Genomic DNA, 18,048 nt, shown 5'->3' with positions numbered 1-18,048 from the left:
TGTCGCCTCGACCCCCGCACTTACCCTGTTCCTCTTCGTCGGCAGCGTCAGATGGGTATAAGGGACAGAAAAGGGCGGCCCCGCAGGACCGCCCTTCCGTACCCGAAACAACCGCAACGATTACCGGGGCGAGGCCTCGCGCTTGCCGTCGATGCGGCGGGCGATGCCCCAGGGGTTCGTGTCCGCCACCGCGTCCGGCAGCAGGCTGGCGGGCAGGTTCTGGAGGCTGACCGGGCGCAGGAAGCGGTAGATCGCGCCGGTGCCGACCGAGGTGGTGCGGCCGTCGCTGGTGGCGGGGAACGGACCGCCGTGGACCATTGCCGGGGCGACTTCGACGCCGGTCGGCCAGCCGTTGACGAGGATCCGGCCGACGCGGTCGGCGAGGACCGGGATCAGCGCCTTCGCATCGGCTTCGTCCTCGGCATCGATCTGGAGCGTCGCGGTCAGCTGACCCTCGAGGCTGGCGATGACCTTCTTGACCTCGGCCAGATCGCGGCAGGCGACGACGATCGACGACGAGCCGAACACTTCATGGCCCAGCGCGCGATCGGCGAGGAAGGCGTCGGCATCGGTGCGGAACAGCGCGCCGACCGCCTGATTGACGCCCTCACCGACCTTGCCGCGGGCGACGGTCGTGACCGCCGAATGCGCGGCGAGCGCCTCGACGCCCTTTTCGAAGCTGGCGTGGATGCCCGGGGTCAACATCGTGCTGGGCGCGCTGTCGGTCAGCGCAGCGCCGGCGGCTTCGACGAAGGCGTCGAGCGCCGGGCCGGCGATCGCGAGGACGAGGCCGGGGTTGGTGCAGAACTGGCCCGCGCCCATCGTCAGCGACTGGACGTACGCCGGGGCCAGCGCCGCGCCGCGTGCTTCGAGCGCGTGCGGCATGATGACGACCGGGTTGATCGCCGACATTTCGGCATAGACCGGGATCGGCTCGTCACGCTCGGCGGCGATCTTCATCAGCGCCATGCCACCGCCGCGCGAGCCGGTGAAGCCGACCGCCTTGATGCGCGGGTCGCGGACGATCGCGCCGCCCAATTCGTTGGTTTCACCCGGCAGATAGGAGAAGGTGCCCGCCGGGAGGCCGGCCTTTTCGACCGCCTTGGCGATGGCGCGTGCCACCAGTTCGCCGGTGCCGGGGTGGGCGGGGTGGCCCTTCACCACGACCGGGCAGCCCGCCGCGAGCGCGGAGGCGGTGTCGCCGCCCGCGACCGAGAAGGCGAGCGGGAAGTTCGACGCGCCGAACACCGCGACGGGGCCGAGCGCGACGTTCATGCGGCGGAGATCAGGGCGCGGCAGCGGCTGGCGGTCGGGCATCGCGGGGTCGATCGTCGCGTCGAGCCAGTCGCCCTGCCGTACGACCTGCGCGAACAGCTTGAGCTGCCCCACGGTGCGGCCACGCTCGCCCTCGAGACGGGCGCGCGGCAGGCCGCTTTCCTGCATCGCGCGGACGATCAGATCGTCGCCAAGTGCCAGGATTTCCTCGGTGATTCCTTCAAGGAAGGCGGCGCGTGCCTCCGGATCGGTCGCGGCGAATGTCGGGAACGCCTCGGCCGCCAGCGCGCAGGCGGCGTCGACCGCATCGGGACCGGCGGAAGAGAAATCAGGCGTCAGCGTCGCGCCGGTCGACGGATCGACCGAGGTGAACCGCTTGTCAGCCTGACGCGCCTCGGCGCCGATGAGCATCGCTCCGTCGATCATGATCGTCCTTCGGTGATGGAATTAGTCCGACATTAAATAGGCCGCCGGGGCGGCTTTCGCAACCCCGCGCGGCCGATCGCGCGTCATCAATCGCACACGAAAACACCCCCGGTCATGGCATTCGCAGCCTGTTTCCGGGGGCGCGCATGGATATCAGATGAAGCGGTTGACGATGTTCTCGATCCGCTCCTGACGGCCCGAGCGCGGGCGCGGATTGACGTCGGCGCTTTCCGCCAGATCGGCGATCCCGGCGAGGTCGAGGCGCGACACCTGCTGGCCGAAGTCCGCCTCCCAGCCGGCGTAACGTTCGGCCTTGATCGCGTCGAGGCGACCGTCCTCGATCAGCGCGGCGGCGTTGAGCAGGCCCTTGGCGACGACGTCGATGCCGCCGACATGGCCGTAGAACAGATCGACCGCGTCCATCGACTGGCGGCGGACCTTGGCGTCGAAGTTGAAGCCGCCGGTGGTGAAGCCGCCCGCACGGATGATCTCCAGCATCGCCAGCGTCAGTTCCTCGACCGAGTTCGGGAATTGATCGGTGTCCCAGCCGTTCTGGTGATCGCCGCGATTGGCGTCGATCGAGCCGAAGATGCCGAGCGCGCCGGCCATCGCGATCTCATGTTCGAACGTATGGCCCGCGAGCGTGGCGTGGTTGGCCTCGATGTTGACCTTGACCTCATTCTCCAGCCCGTACTTCTTCAGGAAGCCGTACACGGTGGCGGTGTCGAAGTCGTACTGATGCTTGGTCGGCTCGTGCGGCTTCGGCTCGATCAGGATCGTACCGTCGAAGCCGATCTTGTGCTTGTGCTCGACGACCAGCGTGAGGAAGCGGCCGAGATTGTCGAGCTCGCGCTTCAGGTCGGTGTTGGCGAGCGTCTCATAACCCTCGCGACCGCCCCAGAGGACATAGTTGCTGCCGCCGAGGCGGTGCGTCGCCTCCAGCGCGTCGCGGACCTGCATCGCGCCGAACGCATAGACTTCCGGGTCCGGGTTGGTCGCGCCACCGGCGGCGAAGCGCGGGTTGCCGAAGAGGTTGGCGGTGCCCCACAGCAGCTTGCGGCCCGACGACGCCTGGAGCTTCTCCAGATGGTCGACCGCCTCGGCGAAGTAGCGGCGATGTTCGGCGACGCCGTTCGCGTCGGCCATCACATCGACGTCGTGGAAGCAATAATAGGGCACGTCGAGCTTCGTGAAGAAGTCGAACGCGACCTCGCGCTTCTGCGCCGCCGCCGCGCTGTCGTTGGCGCCGGCGTGCCACGGGCGGTTGAAGGTGCCGCCGCCGAAGACGTCGGAGCCCGGCCAGCAGAAGGTGTGCCAGAAGCAGGCGGCGAAGCGGAGGTGGTCCTCCATCCGCTTGCCGAGGACGACCCGGTCCTTGTCGTAGAAACGATAGGCGAGTTCGTTGGTGGTTTCGGGGCCCTCATATTTGATCTGCGGGATGTCGGCGAAGAAGTCGGTGCTCATGGGGGCTGTGCTCCTTTTAGGGCTTGATGCGGGGATAGGCGGCGCGGAAGGCGGCGCGCTTGGGGGCGAGCCGGTCGACCAGCGACGATTCGGGGGTGATGATGTGGCTGACGGGCGGGGCGACGCAGACCTCGGCGGGGGTGCCGCCGTCGACCGCGAGCTGCGCGAGGCGTGCGGCCCCCATCGCGGGGCCGACTTCGCCGCCCTTGAGATAGGCCAGTTCGACCTCGAGCGCGGCGGCGAGCGTCTCGCCCCAATAGCGCGAGCGGGCGCCGCCGCCGATGACCGAGAGGCGTTCGACCTTCGTGCCGGACTCGCGCAGCACGCGGACGCCATCGGCGAGCGCGAAGGCGACGCCCTCCAGCACCGCCTGCGCCAGCCGCTCGGGCGTGGTGTCGTGGTCGAGGTGGAGGAAGCCGCCGCGTACCTGCGCGTTGTTGTGCGGGGTACGCTCGCCCGACAGATAGGGGAGGAAGAGTTCGGGGCCATTGCCGGGCCCGGCCTGTTCGGCGCGCGCGAAGACGTCCGCCGCGCCGGGCGCGCCGATCAGCCGCGCGACCCAGTCGACGCAGACGGCGGCGGAGAGATGGACCGCCATCTGGTGCCACATGCCGGGGATACAATGGCAGAAGGCGTGGACGGCGGCGGCGGGGTTGGCGCGCAGCGTGTCGGTGGCGACGAAGATCACGCCGGAGGTGCCGAGCGACAGAAGCGCGTCGCCGTCGCGGACGACGCCGATCCCGGCAGCCCCGGCGGCATTGTCGCCGCCGCCGCCAGCAACCGGGACGGCGTCCATGCCCCAGCTGTCGGCGATCTCGCGGCGGAGCGTGCCGGTGACGTCGCTGCCCTCGACCGCGCGCGGCATCTGGTCGCGGGTGAGGCCGGTGGCGGCGAGCAGGTTGTCCGACCAGTCGCGCTTGGCGACGTCGAGCCACAGGGTTCCGGCGGCGTCGGAGACGTCGGACGCCTTCTCGCCGGTCATCAGCAGCCGAACGTGATCCTTCGGCAACAGGACGGTGCGGATCGCGGCGAACGTATCGGGTTCGTGATGCCTGACCCAGAGGAGCTTGGGCGCGGTGAAGCCGGGCATCGCGATGTTCGCGGCGGTGTCGCGCAGAGTCGGAACGGCGCGTTCCAGTTCCTCGCATTCGGCGAAGGAGCGGCCGTCGTTCCACAGGATCGCGGGGCGCAGAGGGCGGTCGTCGGCACCGAGCAGCGTCGCGCCGTGCATCTGACCGGCGATGCCGATGCCGCGCACAGCACGGCGGACGTCGGCGGGCAGCGCGCGGACGGCGGCGTCGGTCGCCTGCCACCAGGCGTCCGGATCCTGTTCGGACCATAGCGGGTGCGGGCGCTGGACGGTGAGCGCGGCGGTCGCCTGCGCGGCGATCGCGCCATCGCGGTCGATCACCACCGCCTTCACGCCCGAGGTGCCGATGTCGATGCCGAGGAACATGGTCAGGCCTTTGTGATGTGGTGCGGCGTGGTGGGACGAAGGGCGGGCTTCCCTTCCGCCGTCACCCCGGCGGAGGCCGGGGTCCAGTGGCGGGCCGCCCGTGAGATGCTGAGGCGTCCCCCAACTGGACCCCGGCCTTCGCCGGGGTGACGGGTGGTGGAGGGGGGCGCCCGCCACTGCTGCCACCCCGGCGTCCGCCGGGGCGGTAGGAGGGGCGCTCCATCGCCCCCATCACTTCACGAACGGGTCGATGGTCTGGATCGTGCCGTCGGGATTGTAGTGCAGCTCGGTCATCTTGACGTTGCGCAGGCGCGTCTGGCCGGACAGCTGCGTGTCGGCGTAGAACAGCCACCACTTGCCCTTCCACTCGACGATCGAATGATGCGTCGTCCAGCCTTCGACCGGCTCCAGGATCCGGCCCTTGTAGGTGAAGGGACCGAACGGGGAGTCGCCGACCGCATAGACCAGATAATGCGTGTCGCCGGTCGAATAGCTGAAGTAATATTTGCCCTTGTACTTGTGCATCCACGACGCCTCGAAGAAGCGCCGGTCGTGGTCGCCGCCGAGCAGCGGCTTGCCCTTTTCGTCGAGGATCACGACGTCGCGGGGCCTGGCGGCGAACTCCTTCATGTCGGCGGCCATCGGCGCGACCTTCGGGGTCAGCGCCGGCTTGTCGTCGGCGCCCAGATCGGTCTTCGAGCCGTTCGGATCGTAGGTGCCGGTGGTGTTGCGCTGAAGCTGGCCGCCCCAGATGCCGCCGAAATACATATAGCTCTTGCCGTCGGTGTCGGTGAACACCGCCGGGTCGATCGAGAAGCTGCCGGTGATCGGCTTCGGCTCGGCCTTGAACGGGCCGACCGGCGATTTCGAGGTGGCGACGCCGATGCGGAACGCGCCCGCCTTATCCTTGGCCGGGAAATAGAGGTAATAGGTGCCGTTCTTGTAGGCGGCGTCGGGGGCCCACATCTGCTTGTCGGCCCAGGGCACGTCCTTGACATCGAGCGCGACCGAGTGCGCCGTCACCTTGCCGCCGGGTTCGTCCATGCTGAGCACGCGATAGTCGCGCATCTCGAAATGGCCGCCGAGATCGTCTTCCTTCGCCGAACCGTCGATGTCGTGGCTGGGGTAGATATAGAGCTTGCCGTCGAAGACGTGCGCGGAGGGGTCGGCGGTGTAGAAATCGGTGACGAGCGGCTGCGACAGATAGTGGCGACCGTCCTTGGCCAGCGGCCCGGTGCCGGCGGTCGTCGCCGCGGCCGTATTGGCGGTGGCGGCATTGCCGGCGGTGGTGGCACGTTCGCCGCACGCGATCAATGGCAGCGCGGCGAGCACCGGCAACAGGCGGCGGGCAACATGGGTGCGGCGCATCGTTTCGGCTCCTCTCAGGATTCGTGCGGCGGGTCTCTGCCCGCCCTTCGGCGATTAGGTAGCGCTACCATGAATGGGACGCAACTGGTTTCGCGTCAGAGTCCCTCGCCCCCCACCCATTGCGCGTTGGCGAGACGGCGCGCGAGAGTGAAATTCTGTTGCCGGATGTCGGGGACGGCGACGACTTCCCACAAGCCGCCGCGCGTCATCGGGCCGATGCAATAGAGCGTGTCGATCACATGACCATCGGCGGCCACCACCCGCGACTGTGCATCGACGTCCAGCCCGATGCGCAGATCGTCGGGGCGGATCAGCCGGTCGGCGAGCAGCTGCCGGATCAGCGGTTCGGTGGAACGGAGCAGGTCGCCCTGCGGCCCGGTGCAATTGACGATTCGCGCGGCGCGGGTGCGACGGGGTTGCGTGCCGTCGCGCGGTCGCCAGTCGAGCAGCGTGTGCGTGCCGTCGGCGTGCGCGGCGATCAGTTTGCCGGCGGCGATCTCCAGCCGGCCGCTGGCGGTCAGCGCGTCGATCCGGTCGGCGATGGCGGGGGCGAGGCGGTGGCGGTGGACGTCCCACCACGGGCGGAGGTGGCGCAGGAAGCGCGCGCGGGTCGTGGCGTCGGCGGCACCCCACATCATCTGCGTCACGGGGCGCAGTTCGTCGACCGCCGCACGCCAGCCGATCGTGTCGGCGCGGGTGCGGACGTGGCGGAGCAGCGCCGAGAGCGTGGCGGCGGGACGCTCCGACAGGCCGGGGCGGGCGGGGCCATCGGCGTGGCGGCGCGGGGCCAGGCCACGCCGCGACACGGCAAGGATGCGTCCGCCGAAGCCGCTCGAATCGAGCAGCAGCGCGGCGTCGACCGCGGTCAGTCCGCTGCCGACCAGGACGACGATATCCTCGTCGGTCAGCCCCTCCGCGATGTCCCCCGCCCATGGATCGCCGCGATAGACGCCCGGCGGCAGCGTCGCTGGAGCGAGGCCCGGCGGGGTGTGCGGGGGAAGGTTGCCGAGCGCCAGCACGACCGCATCCGCCGCCAGTCGCCCGCCGCCGCCCAGCGTCAGTGCGCCGTCGCGGGTTGCGGCGCGGACCTCGTCCTCGATCAGGGTCAGGCGATGCGGATGCGTGGCGGCGGCGTCCTCCAGCATCTCGCGCAGGTAGCGGCCATAGACGCGGCGGGGGACGAAGGTGGTGCGGTCGCCCAGCGCGTTGCGGGTCAGCCAGCGGACGAAATGATCGGCGTCGTCGGGCAGCGCGCTCATGTTGCCGGCGCGGACGTTGAGCAGATGCTCCTCATGCGCCGCGCTATAGGCGACGCCGCGCCCGAGCTGCGCGGCGCGACGCTCGATCAGGGTCGCGCGCGGGCCGTCATGGCGGAGCAGGTTGATGGCGAGGAGCGCCCCCGAAAAACCGCCGCCGACGATCGCGACATGGCGGATCATGCGCGCGCTCCGGCGTGCGACGGATGGTTGGCGGCTATCATCCTGTCCGACCCTGTGCCATGCCGCCGGGTGTGACGGCCGGAGCGGGTATCCCGCCCAAGCGGCCGCCGGGCAAGGCCAGTCTGCTTGCATCGTGTGATGTTATCGCTAACACGCGCGGTCGAGAGAATGTCGGGGAGGGTGACGGACGTGTTGATGACGCAGGCGATGCGCTGGTTCGGGCCGCGCGATCCGGTGCCGCTGGCGCATATCCGGCAGGCGGGCGCGACCGAGGTGGTCACCGCGCTTCACCATATTCCCAACGGCATGGTCTGGCCGCGCGAGGACATCGCCGCGCACCGCGCGCTGATCGCGGCGGCGGGGCTGGGCTGGACCACGGTCGAGAGCGTGCCGGTGCACGAGGGGATCAAGACCGCCGCGCCGAACCGCGACCGGCTGTTCGACCATTATGCCGCGACGCTGCGCAACCTGGCGGCGGAGGGGGTGACGATCGTCACCTACAATTTCATGCCGCTGCTCGACTGGACGCGTACCGATCTGGCGTGGGAACTGCCCGATGGCGCGCGTGCGCTGCGCTTCGAGCTGGAGGCGGTCGCGGCCTATGACCTGCATATCCTGAAGCGGCCGGGCGCCGAGGCGGATTATGCGCCCGAGGTGGTGGAGCGCGCCGCGCGGCGGTTCGCCGGCATGGACGACGAGGCGCGGGGGCGGCTGGAGCGGACGATCATCGCCGGGCTGCCGGGCAGCGAGGAGAGTTTCACCTCCGCGCAGTTCCTCGACGCGATCAACGGCTATGCCGACACCGGCCCGGACCAGTTGCGCGCCAACCATATCGCCTTTCTGGAGGCGATGTGCCCGGTCGCGGAGGAATGCGGCATCCGGTTGGTCGTCCACCCCGACGATCCGCCGTTCCCGATCTTCGGCCTGCCGCGCATGGTGAGCACCGAGGCGGACGTGACCGCGCTGTTCGCGGCGGTGCCGAGCATGGCGAACGGCCTGTGTTTCTGCACCGGATCGTTCGGGGTGCGCGCCGACAACGATTTGCCGGGCATGGTCCGGCGGCTGGGTGAGCGGATCGGCTTCCTGCACCTGCGCAGCGTGCAGCGCGAGCCGGACGGCGCGTTCCACGAGGCGGCGCATCTGGAGGGCAGCGCGGAAATGACCTCGGTGGTGGCCGAGGTCGTCGCGCTCCAGCGGCGCGAGGGGCGCTCGATCGTGATGCGCCCCGATCACGGGCACCAGATGATCGACGACCTGAACAAGCTGACCAATCCGGGCTATTCGCTGCTCGGGCGGATGCGCGGACTGGCGGAGTTGCGCGGGCTGGAGCGCGGGCTGGCATACGGAAGGGCGAACTGACGATGGCGACTCCGCTGGACCTCAATCCCGACCGTCTGTTCCCCGCCGACCCGACGACGCGCGGGATCGCGAGGACGCTCTATAAGGAGATCGGCGCGCTGCCGATCGTCAGCCCGCACGGCCATACCGATCCGACATGGTTCGCGACCGACGCCAAGTGGGAGAATGCGACCACCCTGCTGCTCGCGCCCGACCATTATGTGTTCCGGATGCTGTACTCGCAGGGCGTCGCGCTGGACGATCTGGCGATCCCGCGTCGCGGTGGCGTGCCCGCGACCGATCCGCGCGCGGCGTGGCGGGTGTTCGCGGGGAACTATCACCTGTTTCGCGGCACGCCGTCGCGGATGTGGCTGGACCATGTGTTCGCCGAGGTGTTCGGGTTCGACGTCCGGCTGGATGCCGGGACCGCCGACCTGTATTACGACACGATCACCGACGCGCTGGCGAGCGACGCCTATCGCCCGCGCGCGCTGTTCGACCGCTTCCGCATCGACTTCCTCGCCACGACCGAGGGCGCGCATGACAGGCTCGACGCGCATCACGCGATCCGTGCCTCGGGCTGGGGCGGGCGGGTCGTCACCACCTATCGCCCCGACGGCGTGATCGACGTCGAGCATGAGCAGTTCGCGGGCGCGCTCGCTACGTTCGCAGAGCTGACCGGCGAGGACGTCCATAGCTGGTCCGGCTATCTCGCCGCGCATCGGAAGCGCCGCGCCGATTTCCGCGCGGCCGGCGCGACCGCGACCGATCACGGCCATCCGACCGCGCGCACCGCCAACCTGTCCACGGCGGAATGCGAGGCGCTGTTCGCGCGGATCGTCGGCGGCACGTGGGACGCCGACGATGCGGAGCTGTTCCGCGCGCAGATGCTGACCGAGATGGCGAAGATGAGCGTCGAGGACGGGATGGTGATGCAGATCCATCCCGGCAGCTTCCGCAACCACAATGCCGGACTGTTCGCCAGCCACGGCCGCGACAAGGGCGCGGACATTCCGCTGCGGACCGAATATGTGCAGGCGTTGAAGCCGATGCTGGACGTGGTCGGCACGGAGCGCGACCTGACCATCATCCTCTTCACGCTGGACGAGAGCGTCTATGCGCGCGAACTCGCCCCGCTGGCGGGCCATTATCCGTGCCTGAAGCTGGGGCCGGCATGGTGGTTCCACGATTCGCCGGAGGGAATGCGGCGCTTCCGTGAGCTGACGACCGAGACGGCGGGCTTCTACAACACCGTCGGCTTCAACGACGACACGCGCGCGTTCCTGTCGATCCCGGCGCGGCACGACGTCGCGCGGCGCGTCGACTGCGCGTTCCTGGCGCGGCTGGTCGCGGAACATCGCATCGAGGACTGGGAAGCGGTCGAGCTGGCGCATGAGCTGACCAGCGGGCTGGTGCGCCGGGCGTACAGGCTGTGAGGCTGTCGGAGGCGACGCGCGACCGACTGTCCGGCGAGGTCGCGCAGGCCGGTTACGAGCGGCAGGGGCAGGCGCGCGGGATCGTCCACCTGGGGATCGGCGCGTTCCACCGCGCGCATCAGGCGGTCTATACCGACGATGCGATGGCGGCGGGCGATCGCGACTGGGGGATCACCGCCGTCTCGCTGCGCTCGGCGCAGGTCCACGACCAGCTCGCGCCGCAGGACGGGCTGTACACGGTCGCGACCCGCGATGCCGAGGGCGAGCGGGTGCGGTTGATCGAGGCGGTGCGCGAGGTGCTGGTCGCGCCGCGCGATCCGATGGCGGTCGCCGCCGCGCTGGCCGCGCCCGCAACGCGGATCGTGACGCTGACCGTGACCGAGAAGGGCTATCACCGCCTGCCAGGTGGCGGGATCGACGGCGCCTCGGTCGAGGCGGCAGGCGGCACGATCTACCATTATCTGTCGCGGGCGGTGCGCGATCGTCATGCGGCGGGCGCGGGGCCGATGACGCTGGTCAGCTGCGACAATATGACCGACAACGGCCATGTGCTGCGTGACGGTGTGGCGTCGCTGTTGTCCAGTGAGGCGCTGGCGTGGTTCGAGCGCGACTGGGCGTGTCCGTCGACGATGGTCGACCGGATCGTGCCGGCGACCGCGCCGGACGATCTCGACCGGCTGGAGGCGCGGATCGGCCTGCGCGACGCGGGCGCGGTCGTCACCGAGCCGTTCCGGCAATGGGTGATCGAGGATCGCTTCGCCGCCGACCGCCCGCGCTGGGATGCCGGCGGCGCGCAATTCGTGGCGGACGTCCGCCCGTATGAGACCGCCAAGCTGCGGATGCTGAATGGCGCGCATTCGGCGCTCGCCTATCTGGGGCTGGGCGCCGGGCATGAGTTCGTCCACCAGGCGGTCGCGGATCCGGCGGTGCGCACGGTCGTCGAGCGGTTGATGCGGCGGGAGGCGGCGGCGAGCCTGGACCCCGCGCCGGGGCAGGATCTGGACGGCTATGCCGACGCGCTGCTGGCGCGCTTCGCCAATCCGTCGCTGGCGCACCGGCTGGCGCAGATCGCCAGCGACGGATCGCAGAAGGTCGGGCCGCGCTGGCTGGAGCCGCTGACGATCAATCGCGCACGGGGCGTCGAGAGCCCCGCGACGCTGGCCGCGCTGGCGGGCTGGCTGCGGCACCTGCGCGGGCAGGCGGGGCCGGTCAACGACCCGATGGGCGACGAACTGGCCGCCCTGTGGCGCGGGAACGATGCGCGCGGGATGGTCGAGGCGCTGTTCGGTGACGACGGGACGTTCGCGGCGCGCTGGCACGCGGACGAAGGCGAGCGCGCGACGCTGGCCGCACTGGTGGAGCAGGGGTGATGGGGACGTTTCTGGCGTTTGGCGAGATCATGCTGCGGCTCTCGCCCCCGGGGCGCGAACTGCTGATGCAGAGCCCGCGCTTCGACGTGTGGGTGGCGGGCGCGGAGGCGAACGTCGTCACGCAGCTCGCCCGGCTGGGGCATGACGTCGCGATGGCGAGCCGCGTTCCCGACAACGACCTGGGGCGCAGCGCGGTCACGACGCTGCGCGGACATGGTGTGGACGTACGGCATATCCAGACCGGCGGCGAGCGGATGGGCCTGTACTTCGTCACCTCCGGCGCGGGGATGCGCGCGACCGAGGTGATCTACGACCGCGCCGGTTCGTCGTTCGCGGAGGCGCCGGTGAGCGCGTGGGACTGGGATGCGATCCTGGACGGCGTCGACCGGCTGCACCTGTCGGGAATCACCCCCGCGCTGGGGCCGGTGCCGGCCGAGAGCGCGATCGCGGCGGCCGCGGCGGCGAGCGCGCGCGGCATCGCGGTGTCGTTCGACGGCAACTGGCGCGGCAAGCTCTGGGCGCGCTGGGACGGCGATCCGCGCGCGATCCTGACGCGGATCGTCGAACATGCGGACCTGATGTTCGGCAACCACCGCGATATCGCCTTGCTGCTGGGGCGTGACGATTTCGGGGGCGCGGGCGAGGACCGGCGGCGCGCGGCGGCGGAGGCGGCGTTCGCGCGCTTTCCGAGGCTGATGACGATCGCCTCGACCGCGCGGCATGTCGAGCATGTCGATCGCAATCGACTGTCGGCGCGGATCGATACGCGAGATGATTCCGCGCAGACGCCCGAGACGTTGCTGGTGGGGATCGTCGACCGCATCGGCGGCGGCGATGCCTTCGCGGCCGGCGTGCTCCACGCGCTGCGTCAGGGGCAGGGGATCGCGGCGGCGGCCGAGACGGGACTGGCGATCGCGGCACTCAAGCATTCGCTGCCGGGCGATGCCGCGCTGTTCCGTCAGGCCGATGTCGACGCGTTCCTGAATGACGGACTGGACGTGCGGCGCTGACGCAACGAAGTGTCAACTTCTCCGCCGGGTGTGGCTGATGCGCGCCGTTTCTTGTTCATCGCCTGATTAACCCGGTCGAAATCCGGCGTGTTTACCCTTTGTCCGTCACGAAGACGGAACAGGGGCGGATATGGTGTTTCTAAAATCGACGGTTTGCTACGGCGTCATGATGATCGCACTGAGCTCGACTGGTGCGGCGGCGGCGGAGCGGCCGGCGGGCGGCGAGGCGATCGACGGCGTCGTCGTCGCGGCCGGGACGGCCGAGGCGGTCGGCGCGGCGGAGGCGTCGACGGCAGAGCCGGCCACGGCGGGGATCGTCGTCACCACGACCGCGCAGAAGCGCTTCGAGAATATCCAGGACGTGCCGCTGGCCGTGCAGGTTATCACGCCCGCGCAACTGGAGGCGCAAGGCGTGCGCAACTTCCAGGAACTGGGCAAGGTGAGCCCGTCGCTGGTGATTCGCCCCGCCGACCAGCCGGTCAGCTCCAACGTCTCGCTGCGCGGCGTCGGCACGCTGGCGTTCGGAATCGGTGTCGAGCCGAGCGTCGCGATCACCGTCGACGGCGTGGCGATGCCGTTCATGGCGCGCGTCTATACCGACCTGCCGGATATCGCGCAGATCGAGGTGCTGCGCGGGCCGCAGAGCACGCTGTACGGCAAGGCCGCCTCGGCCGGGCTCATCAAGATCATGACGGTGCAGCCGACCGACGACTTGCACGTCCGCGCCCATGCGCTGGCGACCGGCGATCGTGAGCGCGCGGGCGGCGTCAGCGTCACCGGCCCGATCAGCGACACGCTCGGCTACGTCGTCTCCGCCAGTTATTCCGACTGGGACGGCAATGTCGTCAACCGCGCCAACGGCGAGCGATCGAACGGACGCGAGACGCTGAATACCCGCGCCAAGCTGCGCTGGAAGGCGTCGCCCGACGCGACCTTCACGCTGTCGGGCAACTATCTGAACGGGAACACGACGGTCGGGCGTCCGTTCATCCGGATGGCGAGTGACGCGCTGCTGCGCAATATCGCCGGGCAGACGCAGGCGGTGACGATGCCGGGCATCACGATCGATGCCGACAATCAGGACATCAGCAACAACTACCGCTCGCGCACGAAGTTTTCGGGCTGGGGGACGTTGCTGCGCAGCGACTTCAACATCGGCAAGATCAACATCCTGGGCCTGACGTCCTATGACCGGTTCCGGCTGGACGACATGATCGACGTCGACGACACGTCGGCGACGGTGCCGGCGGGCCGCAACACGCAGATCGGCGCGTTCCGCTCGCGGTTGTTCACGCAGGAGATCCGGTTGTTGTCGCCGGGCGACGATGCGTTCCGCTATGCGCTGGGCCTTTATTACGCCAACACCGGGTTCCAGCGCCCGTTCGCGCGCGGGCCGGTCTTCTCGCTGGCCAATTGGTACGGCACAACCGGATCGCGGCAGATCGCGGGCTTCGGGCAGATCGACTGGGAATTCGTGCCGAAGCTGACCGCGCAGGTCGGCGGACGGCTCCAGAACGAGCGGATCAAGTATACGTTCGCGGACCGGCTGGCCTCGACCAATTTCGACGGCCATGCCAGCGACACCGCCGCGACCTATCACCTGGGGCTCGATTATCAGGCGACGCGCGACCTGATGGTCTTCGGCAGCTATTCGACCGGGTACAAGGGGCAGACCTATGACCTGACGACCGGCTTCAACCGCAACCGCGCATTGGCCGGGCCGGTGCGGCCGGAGCGGTCGCGCGACAAGGAACTGGGCGTGCGCGCGCAGTTGCTCGAACGGCGGCTGACCTTCAACGTCACCTATTTCGACACCGATTATACCGACCTTCAGGCGCAGACGATCGAGACGTTCGCGGACGGATCGAGCGCCTATCGCCTGACCAACGTCGGCCGCTTCAACACCAAGGGGCTGGAGTTCGAGACCTCGGCGCGGCTGCGGCAGGATCTGAACGTCGGGGCGGGGGTGACGTATCTCGACGCGAAATACACGTCGTTCCCGGTGTCGCAATGCTATCCGCTCCAGACGGTCGCGCAGGGGTGTACGGGTTCGCCGGGGCGCCGCGACCTGAGCGGCGCGCGCGCGCCGCAGGCGCCGCAATGGAAGGGGTCGGGGTCGATCGACTATACCCCGACGCTGACCGACCGGATCGACGGCTTCGCGCAGGTCGCGGGGCAATATCAGAGCAGCCTGTATTATGTCGCCGGCGATCCCGAGACGTTCCAGCCGGCGTTCACGATCGTCAACCTCAGCCTGGGCGTGCGGTCGCACGACCGGCGGTGGGAGGCGACGGCATTCGTCAACAACCTGTTCGACGAACGTTATTACGCCTCGCTGCTCAACACGGCGGGTAATTTCGGCAACCGGATCGCGACGCAGGCGATCCTGCCGCGCGATTATCGTCGCTATGCCGGTGTGCGGCTCGCGCTGAACTATTGATCGGGTGACGGGGCGCGGATCGGGCGGCTATCGCCCGATCAGCGCCTTCGCGCGATCGACCTCATGGGCGGCGACCTGTTGCGTCATGCGCAGGAACAGCCGCTGCGCCTGGCGCCAGGCACCCGTCTCGCGCGCGACATGGCGGTCGCGATGTCCCTCGACGATGCGGCTGCCCCAGGTGGCGATCGCCGTATCGACCCGCGCGGCGGTGTCGCGCGGCTGGATGACCACCGAGGGGAAGGGGAGCGGCGCGGGCGGGGAGGCGAACAGGTCGGGATCCCCGTCGCCGGCCGGTTCGTGGCCGCGCGGCGCGAAGAGCAGGGCCCCGGCGATCCGCGACACATAGTCGCTGGGCGACAGGCGTCCCCACCAGGCGCTGGCGGCGCATCCCAGGCCATCGGCGACCAGCAGCACCGGGCGCTGCGACCCGCACACCGCCTGATCCATCCGCGCCGCCCAGATCTTGCGCTGCGCACGCGAGCGGGCGGTGAGCGGGATGGTGCGGGGATCGTCGGCGGGCCAGCCGAACATCGTCCGCCACGTCGGTTCCGGCCGTCCCGCATCGGATACGGCGACGATCGAGAAGGGCGCGAAGCGGTCGTTGGCGGCGATGGCGAACATGGATGTGGCTCCCGGCTGGCACGGACCGTCATGGTGGCAGATGCCATGCATGCTACGCCGGTCGCGCGCGAAGGGGAGTCTATTTGGGCTTTCGCGCGATGAGGTTTGGCTTTTGCGCGACGGACGCGAAAAGGGCGCCCGTGTGACGGGGCGCCCGCTTGCTGGCGAGGTGGCGACGCGGCGAAGCCGCGCCGTCGGTCCTCGCGCCGCGAGGCCGGCCGACAGCGCGGTTGCAGGCTTGCCTGCACCGGCTGCCGGCGCGGCAGCCTCACGCGCTGTAGTACATGTCGAACTCGACCGGGCTGGGGGTCATTTCCCAGCGCGCGACGTCGGCCCACTTCAGCTCGACATAGGCCTCGATCTGATCCTTGGTGAACACGTCGCCCTTCAGCAGGAAGTCGTGGTCGGCCTGCAGCGACTCGAGCGCCTCACGCAGCGAGGCGCAGACGGTCGGCACCTGCGCCAGCTCGGCCGGCGGCAGGTCGTACAGGTTCTTGTCCATCGCCTCGCCCGGATGGATCTTGTTCTGGATGCCGTCCAGACCCGCCATCAGCAGCGCCGCATAGGCGAGATACGGATTGGCCATCGCGTCCGGGAAGCGGACCTCGACGCGCTTCGCCTTCGGGCCGGTGCCGTACGGGATGCGGCACGACGCCGAGCGGTTGCGCGCCGAATAGGCGAGCAGCACCGGCGCCTCGTACCCCGGCACCAGCCGCTTGTAGCTGTTGGTGGTCGGGTTGGTGAAGGCGTTGATCGCCTTGGCATGCTTGATGATGCCGCCGATGAAGTACAGGCAGGTATCCGACAGGCCGGCATAGCCGTTGCCCGCGAACAGCGGCTCCTTGCCCTGCCAGATCGAGAAGTGCGTGTGCATCCCCGAGCCGTTGTCCTCCTTGATCGGCTTCGGCATGAAGGTCGCCGACTTGCCATAGGCGTGCGCGACCTGGTGCACGACATACTTGTAGATCTGCATGCGGTCGGCGGTGGTGGTCAGCGTGCCGAAGGTCAGGCCCAGCTCGTGCTGCGCGGCGGCGACCTCGTGGTGGTGCTTGTCGCAGGGCAGGCCCATTTCGAGCATCGTCGAGACCATCTCGCCACGGATGTCGACCGCCGAGTCGACCGGCGCGACCGGGAAATAGCCGCCCTTGGCGCGCGGACGGTGCGCCATGTTGCCGCCTTCATACTCGCGGCCGGTGTTGGTCGGCAGCTCGATATCGTCGATCTTGAAGTACGACTGGTTGTACGACGTGTCGAAACGGACGTCGTCGAACATGAAGAATTCGGCTTCCGGGCCGACGTACACGGTGTCGCCGATGCCGGTGGTGGCGACATAGGCCTCGGCGCGCTTCGCGGTCGTGCGCGGGTCGCGGCTATAGCCCTCGCCGGTCGACGGCTCGACGATGTCGCAGAACACGATCAGCATCGGGGTGGCCGAGAAGGGATCGGTGTACACCGCGTCCAGATCCGGCTTCAGGATCATGTCCGACTCGTTGATCGCCTTCCAGCCCTCGATCGAGCTGCCGTCGAACATCAGGCCGTCGGTCCACTCGTCCTCGCCCATGACCGAGGCGACCATGGTCAGGTGCTGCCACTTGCCCTTGGGATCGGTGAAGCGCAGATCGACCCACTCGATCTCTTCTTCCTTGATCTTCTTCAGAACGTCTGCGGCCGTGTTCGCCATGATGTTGCTCTCTCTTGCATGGGCGTCGCCCCGGCGAGCCGCCGGAGTGGCGCGGTAAGTGGCACGCCCCGATGACAACGGAGCGATGGGAAAGGGGATCAGATCGCTTCGTTATCGCGTTCGCCGGTACGGATGCGCAGCGCGGTTTCGACCGGGATCACGAAGATCTTGCCGTCGCCGATGCGGCCGGTCTGCGCGGCGGCGGCGATCGCCTCCACCACGCGTTCGGCCAGCCCGTCCTCGACGACCACCTCCAGCTTCACCTTCGGCAGGAAGTCGACGACATATTCGGCGCCGCGATACAATTCGGTATGGCCCTTCTGCCGGCCGAAGCCCTTCGCCTCGGTCACGGTGATGCCGGACACGCCGATTTCGTGCAGCGCCTCCTTCACCTCGTCCAGCTTGAACGGCTTGATGATCGCTTCGATCTTCTTCACGCGACGAACGCCCCACCCCAGGTAGCTTCGATGCCCCACCGACATCAGTGCACCGATCGTGCCAGTCGAAACCGGTAAGGGCAAGGTGACGACTCGCGGAAAACTGCGGAATCTGCTGCCTGTAATTCGGGCAGATGCGCTTATGCTGCCACTTTTGCGGGCAGGGCGATTTGTTAACAGTGGCAGGATTATGCGGGCGTCATGCGAATGTCCCGCGTCCCCTGGATCGCCGCCGTCTCGGCATCGTCACTGTTGCTCGCAGGATGCGGCGGCGATCCAGGGGACGC

Annotated in this window: 13 protein-coding genes; 5 read left to right on the top strand and 8 right to left on the bottom strand. The window is 69.0% G+C overall.

Translation table 11 applies throughout. The annotated features are described in order from the left end of the window. Window positions 1-120: 120 nt before the first annotated feature. The 5 genes from NS334_RS15070 to NS334_RS15050 all read right to left on the bottom strand — a co-directional run bounded on the left by NS334_RS15070 (window position 121) and on the right by NS334_RS15050 (window position 7,428). Window positions 121-1,701, bottom strand: a complete 1,581-nt coding sequence (locus tag NS334_RS15070) for an aldehyde dehydrogenase (NADP(+)) (RefSeq protein WP_058756780.1) — start codon at window positions 1,699-1,701, stop codon at window positions 121-123. Between the two features lie 153 nt (window positions 1,702-1,854). Next, window positions 1,855-3,165 carry a xylose isomerase gene (xylA, locus tag NS334_RS15065; protein WP_058756779.1) on the bottom strand — a complete coding sequence of 437 codons (1,311 nt, stop codon included), beginning with the start codon at window positions 3,163-3,165 and terminating at the stop codon, window positions 1,855-1,857. A 16-nt stretch (window positions 3,166-3,181) separates the two neighbouring features. After that, window positions 3,182-4,621: a xylulokinase gene (gene xylB, locus NS334_RS15060; RefSeq protein WP_058756778.1), complete on the bottom strand. Its 1,440-nt coding sequence runs from the start codon at window positions 4,619-4,621 to the stop codon at window positions 3,182-3,184. Window positions 4,622-4,852: 231 nt separating this feature from the next. Next, window positions 4,853-5,989 carry a glycoside hydrolase family 43 protein gene (locus tag NS334_RS15055; RefSeq protein ID WP_058756777.1) on the bottom strand — a complete coding sequence of 379 codons (1,137 nt, stop codon included), beginning with the start codon at window positions 5,987-5,989 and terminating at the stop codon, window positions 4,853-4,855. Window positions 5,990-6,084: 95 nt separating this feature from the next. Next, window positions 6,085-7,428: an FAD/NAD(P)-binding protein gene (locus NS334_RS15050; protein WP_058756776.1), complete on the bottom strand. Its 1,344-nt coding sequence runs from the start codon at window positions 7,426-7,428 to the stop codon at window positions 6,085-6,087. A 195-nt stretch (window positions 7,429-7,623) separates the two neighbouring features. On the opposite strand from NS334_RS15050, the gene uxuA reads away from it, so the two are divergent. From uxuA to NS334_RS15025, 5 genes are all read left to right on the top strand, one after another. Then, complete coding sequence (uxuA, locus tag NS334_RS15045) at window positions 7,624-8,787, top strand: mannonate dehydratase (RefSeq protein WP_241491982.1); 1,164 nt, start codon at window positions 7,624-7,626, stop codon at window positions 8,785-8,787. A gap of 2 nt (window positions 8,788-8,789) precedes the next feature. Further along, on the top strand, window positions 8,790-10,202 hold the full coding sequence (uxaC, locus tag NS334_RS15040) for a glucuronate isomerase (RefSeq protein ID WP_058756774.1): 1,413 nt from the start codon (window positions 8,790-8,792) through the stop codon (window positions 10,200-10,202). After that, window positions 10,199-11,572: a mannitol dehydrogenase family protein gene (locus NS334_RS15035; RefSeq protein ID WP_058756773.1), complete on the top strand. Its 1,374-nt coding sequence runs from the start codon at window positions 10,199-10,201 to the stop codon at window positions 11,570-11,572. Before uxaC ends, NS334_RS15035 begins: the two co-directional genes overlap by 4 nt. Continuing rightward, a complete protein-coding gene (locus NS334_RS15030) occupies window positions 11,572-12,582 on the top strand; it encodes a sugar kinase (RefSeq protein WP_058756772.1) in 1,011 nt (336 codons plus the stop codon). The genes NS334_RS15035 and NS334_RS15030 overlap by 1 nt, the downstream gene beginning before the upstream one ends. Window positions 12,583-12,748: 166 nt before the next feature. After that, window positions 12,749-15,022 (top strand): TonB-dependent receptor, encoded by a 2,274-nt coding sequence (locus NS334_RS15025; RefSeq protein WP_241491981.1) that lies wholly within the window; start codon window positions 12,749-12,751, stop codon window positions 15,020-15,022. A gap of 27 nt (window positions 15,023-15,049) precedes the next feature. On the opposite strand, the gene NS334_RS15020 is transcribed toward NS334_RS15025, so the two are convergent. The 3 genes from NS334_RS15020 to NS334_RS15010 form a co-directional block, all read right to left on the bottom strand. After that, a complete protein-coding gene (locus NS334_RS15020) occupies window positions 15,050-15,643 on the bottom strand; it encodes an alpha/beta hydrolase (protein WP_058756771.1) in 594 nt (197 codons plus the stop codon). A 268-nt stretch (window positions 15,644-15,911) separates the two neighbouring features. Next, window positions 15,912-17,324, bottom strand: a complete 1,413-nt coding sequence (gene glnA, locus NS334_RS15015; protein ID WP_058756770.1) for a type I glutamate--ammonia ligase — start codon at window positions 17,322-17,324, stop codon at window positions 15,912-15,914. Between the two features lie 98 nt (window positions 17,325-17,422). Next, window positions 17,423-17,761 carry a P-II family nitrogen regulator gene (locus NS334_RS15010; RefSeq protein ID WP_058756769.1) on the bottom strand — a complete coding sequence of 113 codons (339 nt, stop codon included), beginning with the start codon at window positions 17,759-17,761 and terminating at the stop codon, window positions 17,423-17,425. Window positions 17,762-18,048: the final 287 nt, after the last annotated feature.

This window comes from Sphingomonas endophytica, assembly GCF_001476895.1.
In the GTDB taxonomy this organism is placed as follows: Bacteria; Pseudomonadota; Alphaproteobacteria; order Sphingomonadales; family Sphingomonadaceae; genus Sphingomonas; species Sphingomonas endophytica_A.
The sequence above is the reverse complement of the archived record's forward strand: the minus strand, read 5'-3'. Positions and strand labels throughout refer to the sequence as shown.

Bases quoted from the DNA above. Each gene is read 5' to 3' on its own strand.
- xylA (WP_058756779.1), bottom strand. From the start codon at position 3,165: ATGAGCACCGACTTCTTCGCCGACATCCCGCAGATCAAATATGAGGGC.
- NS334_RS15055 (WP_058756777.1), bottom strand. From the start codon at position 5,989: ATGCGCCGCACCCATGTTGCCCGCCGCCTGTTGCCGGTGCTCGCCGCG.
- NS334_RS15020 (WP_058756771.1), bottom strand. From the start codon at position 15,643: ATGTTCGCCATCGCCGCCAACGACCGCTTCGCGCCCTTCTCGATCGTC.
- uxaC (WP_058756774.1), top strand. From the start codon at position 8,790: ATGGCGACTCCGCTGGACCTCAATCCCGACCGTCTGTTCCCCGCCGAC.
- xylB (WP_058756778.1), bottom strand. From the start codon at position 4,621: ATGTTCCTCGGCATCGACATCGGCACCTCGGGCGTGAAGGCGGTGGTG.
- NS334_RS15030 (WP_058756772.1), top strand. From the start codon at position 11,572: ATGGGGACGTTTCTGGCGTTTGGCGAGATCATGCTGCGGCTCTCGCCC.
- NS334_RS15025 (WP_241491981.1), top strand. From the start codon at position 12,749: ATGATGATCGCACTGAGCTCGACTGGTGCGGCGGCGGCGGAGCGGCCG.
- uxuA (WP_241491982.1), top strand. From the start codon at position 7,624: ATGACGCAGGCGATGCGCTGGTTCGGGCCGCGCGATCCGGTGCCGCTG.
- glnA (WP_058756770.1), bottom strand. From the start codon at position 17,324: ATGGCGAACACGGCCGCAGACGTTCTGAAGAAGATCAAGGAAGAAGAG.
- NS334_RS15070 (WP_058756780.1), bottom strand. From the start codon at position 1,701: ATGATCGACGGAGCGATGCTCATCGGCGCCGAGGCGCGTCAGGCTGAC.
- NS334_RS15050 (WP_058756776.1), bottom strand. From the start codon at position 7,428: ATGATCCGCCATGTCGCGATCGTCGGCGGCGGTTTTTCGGGGGCGCTC.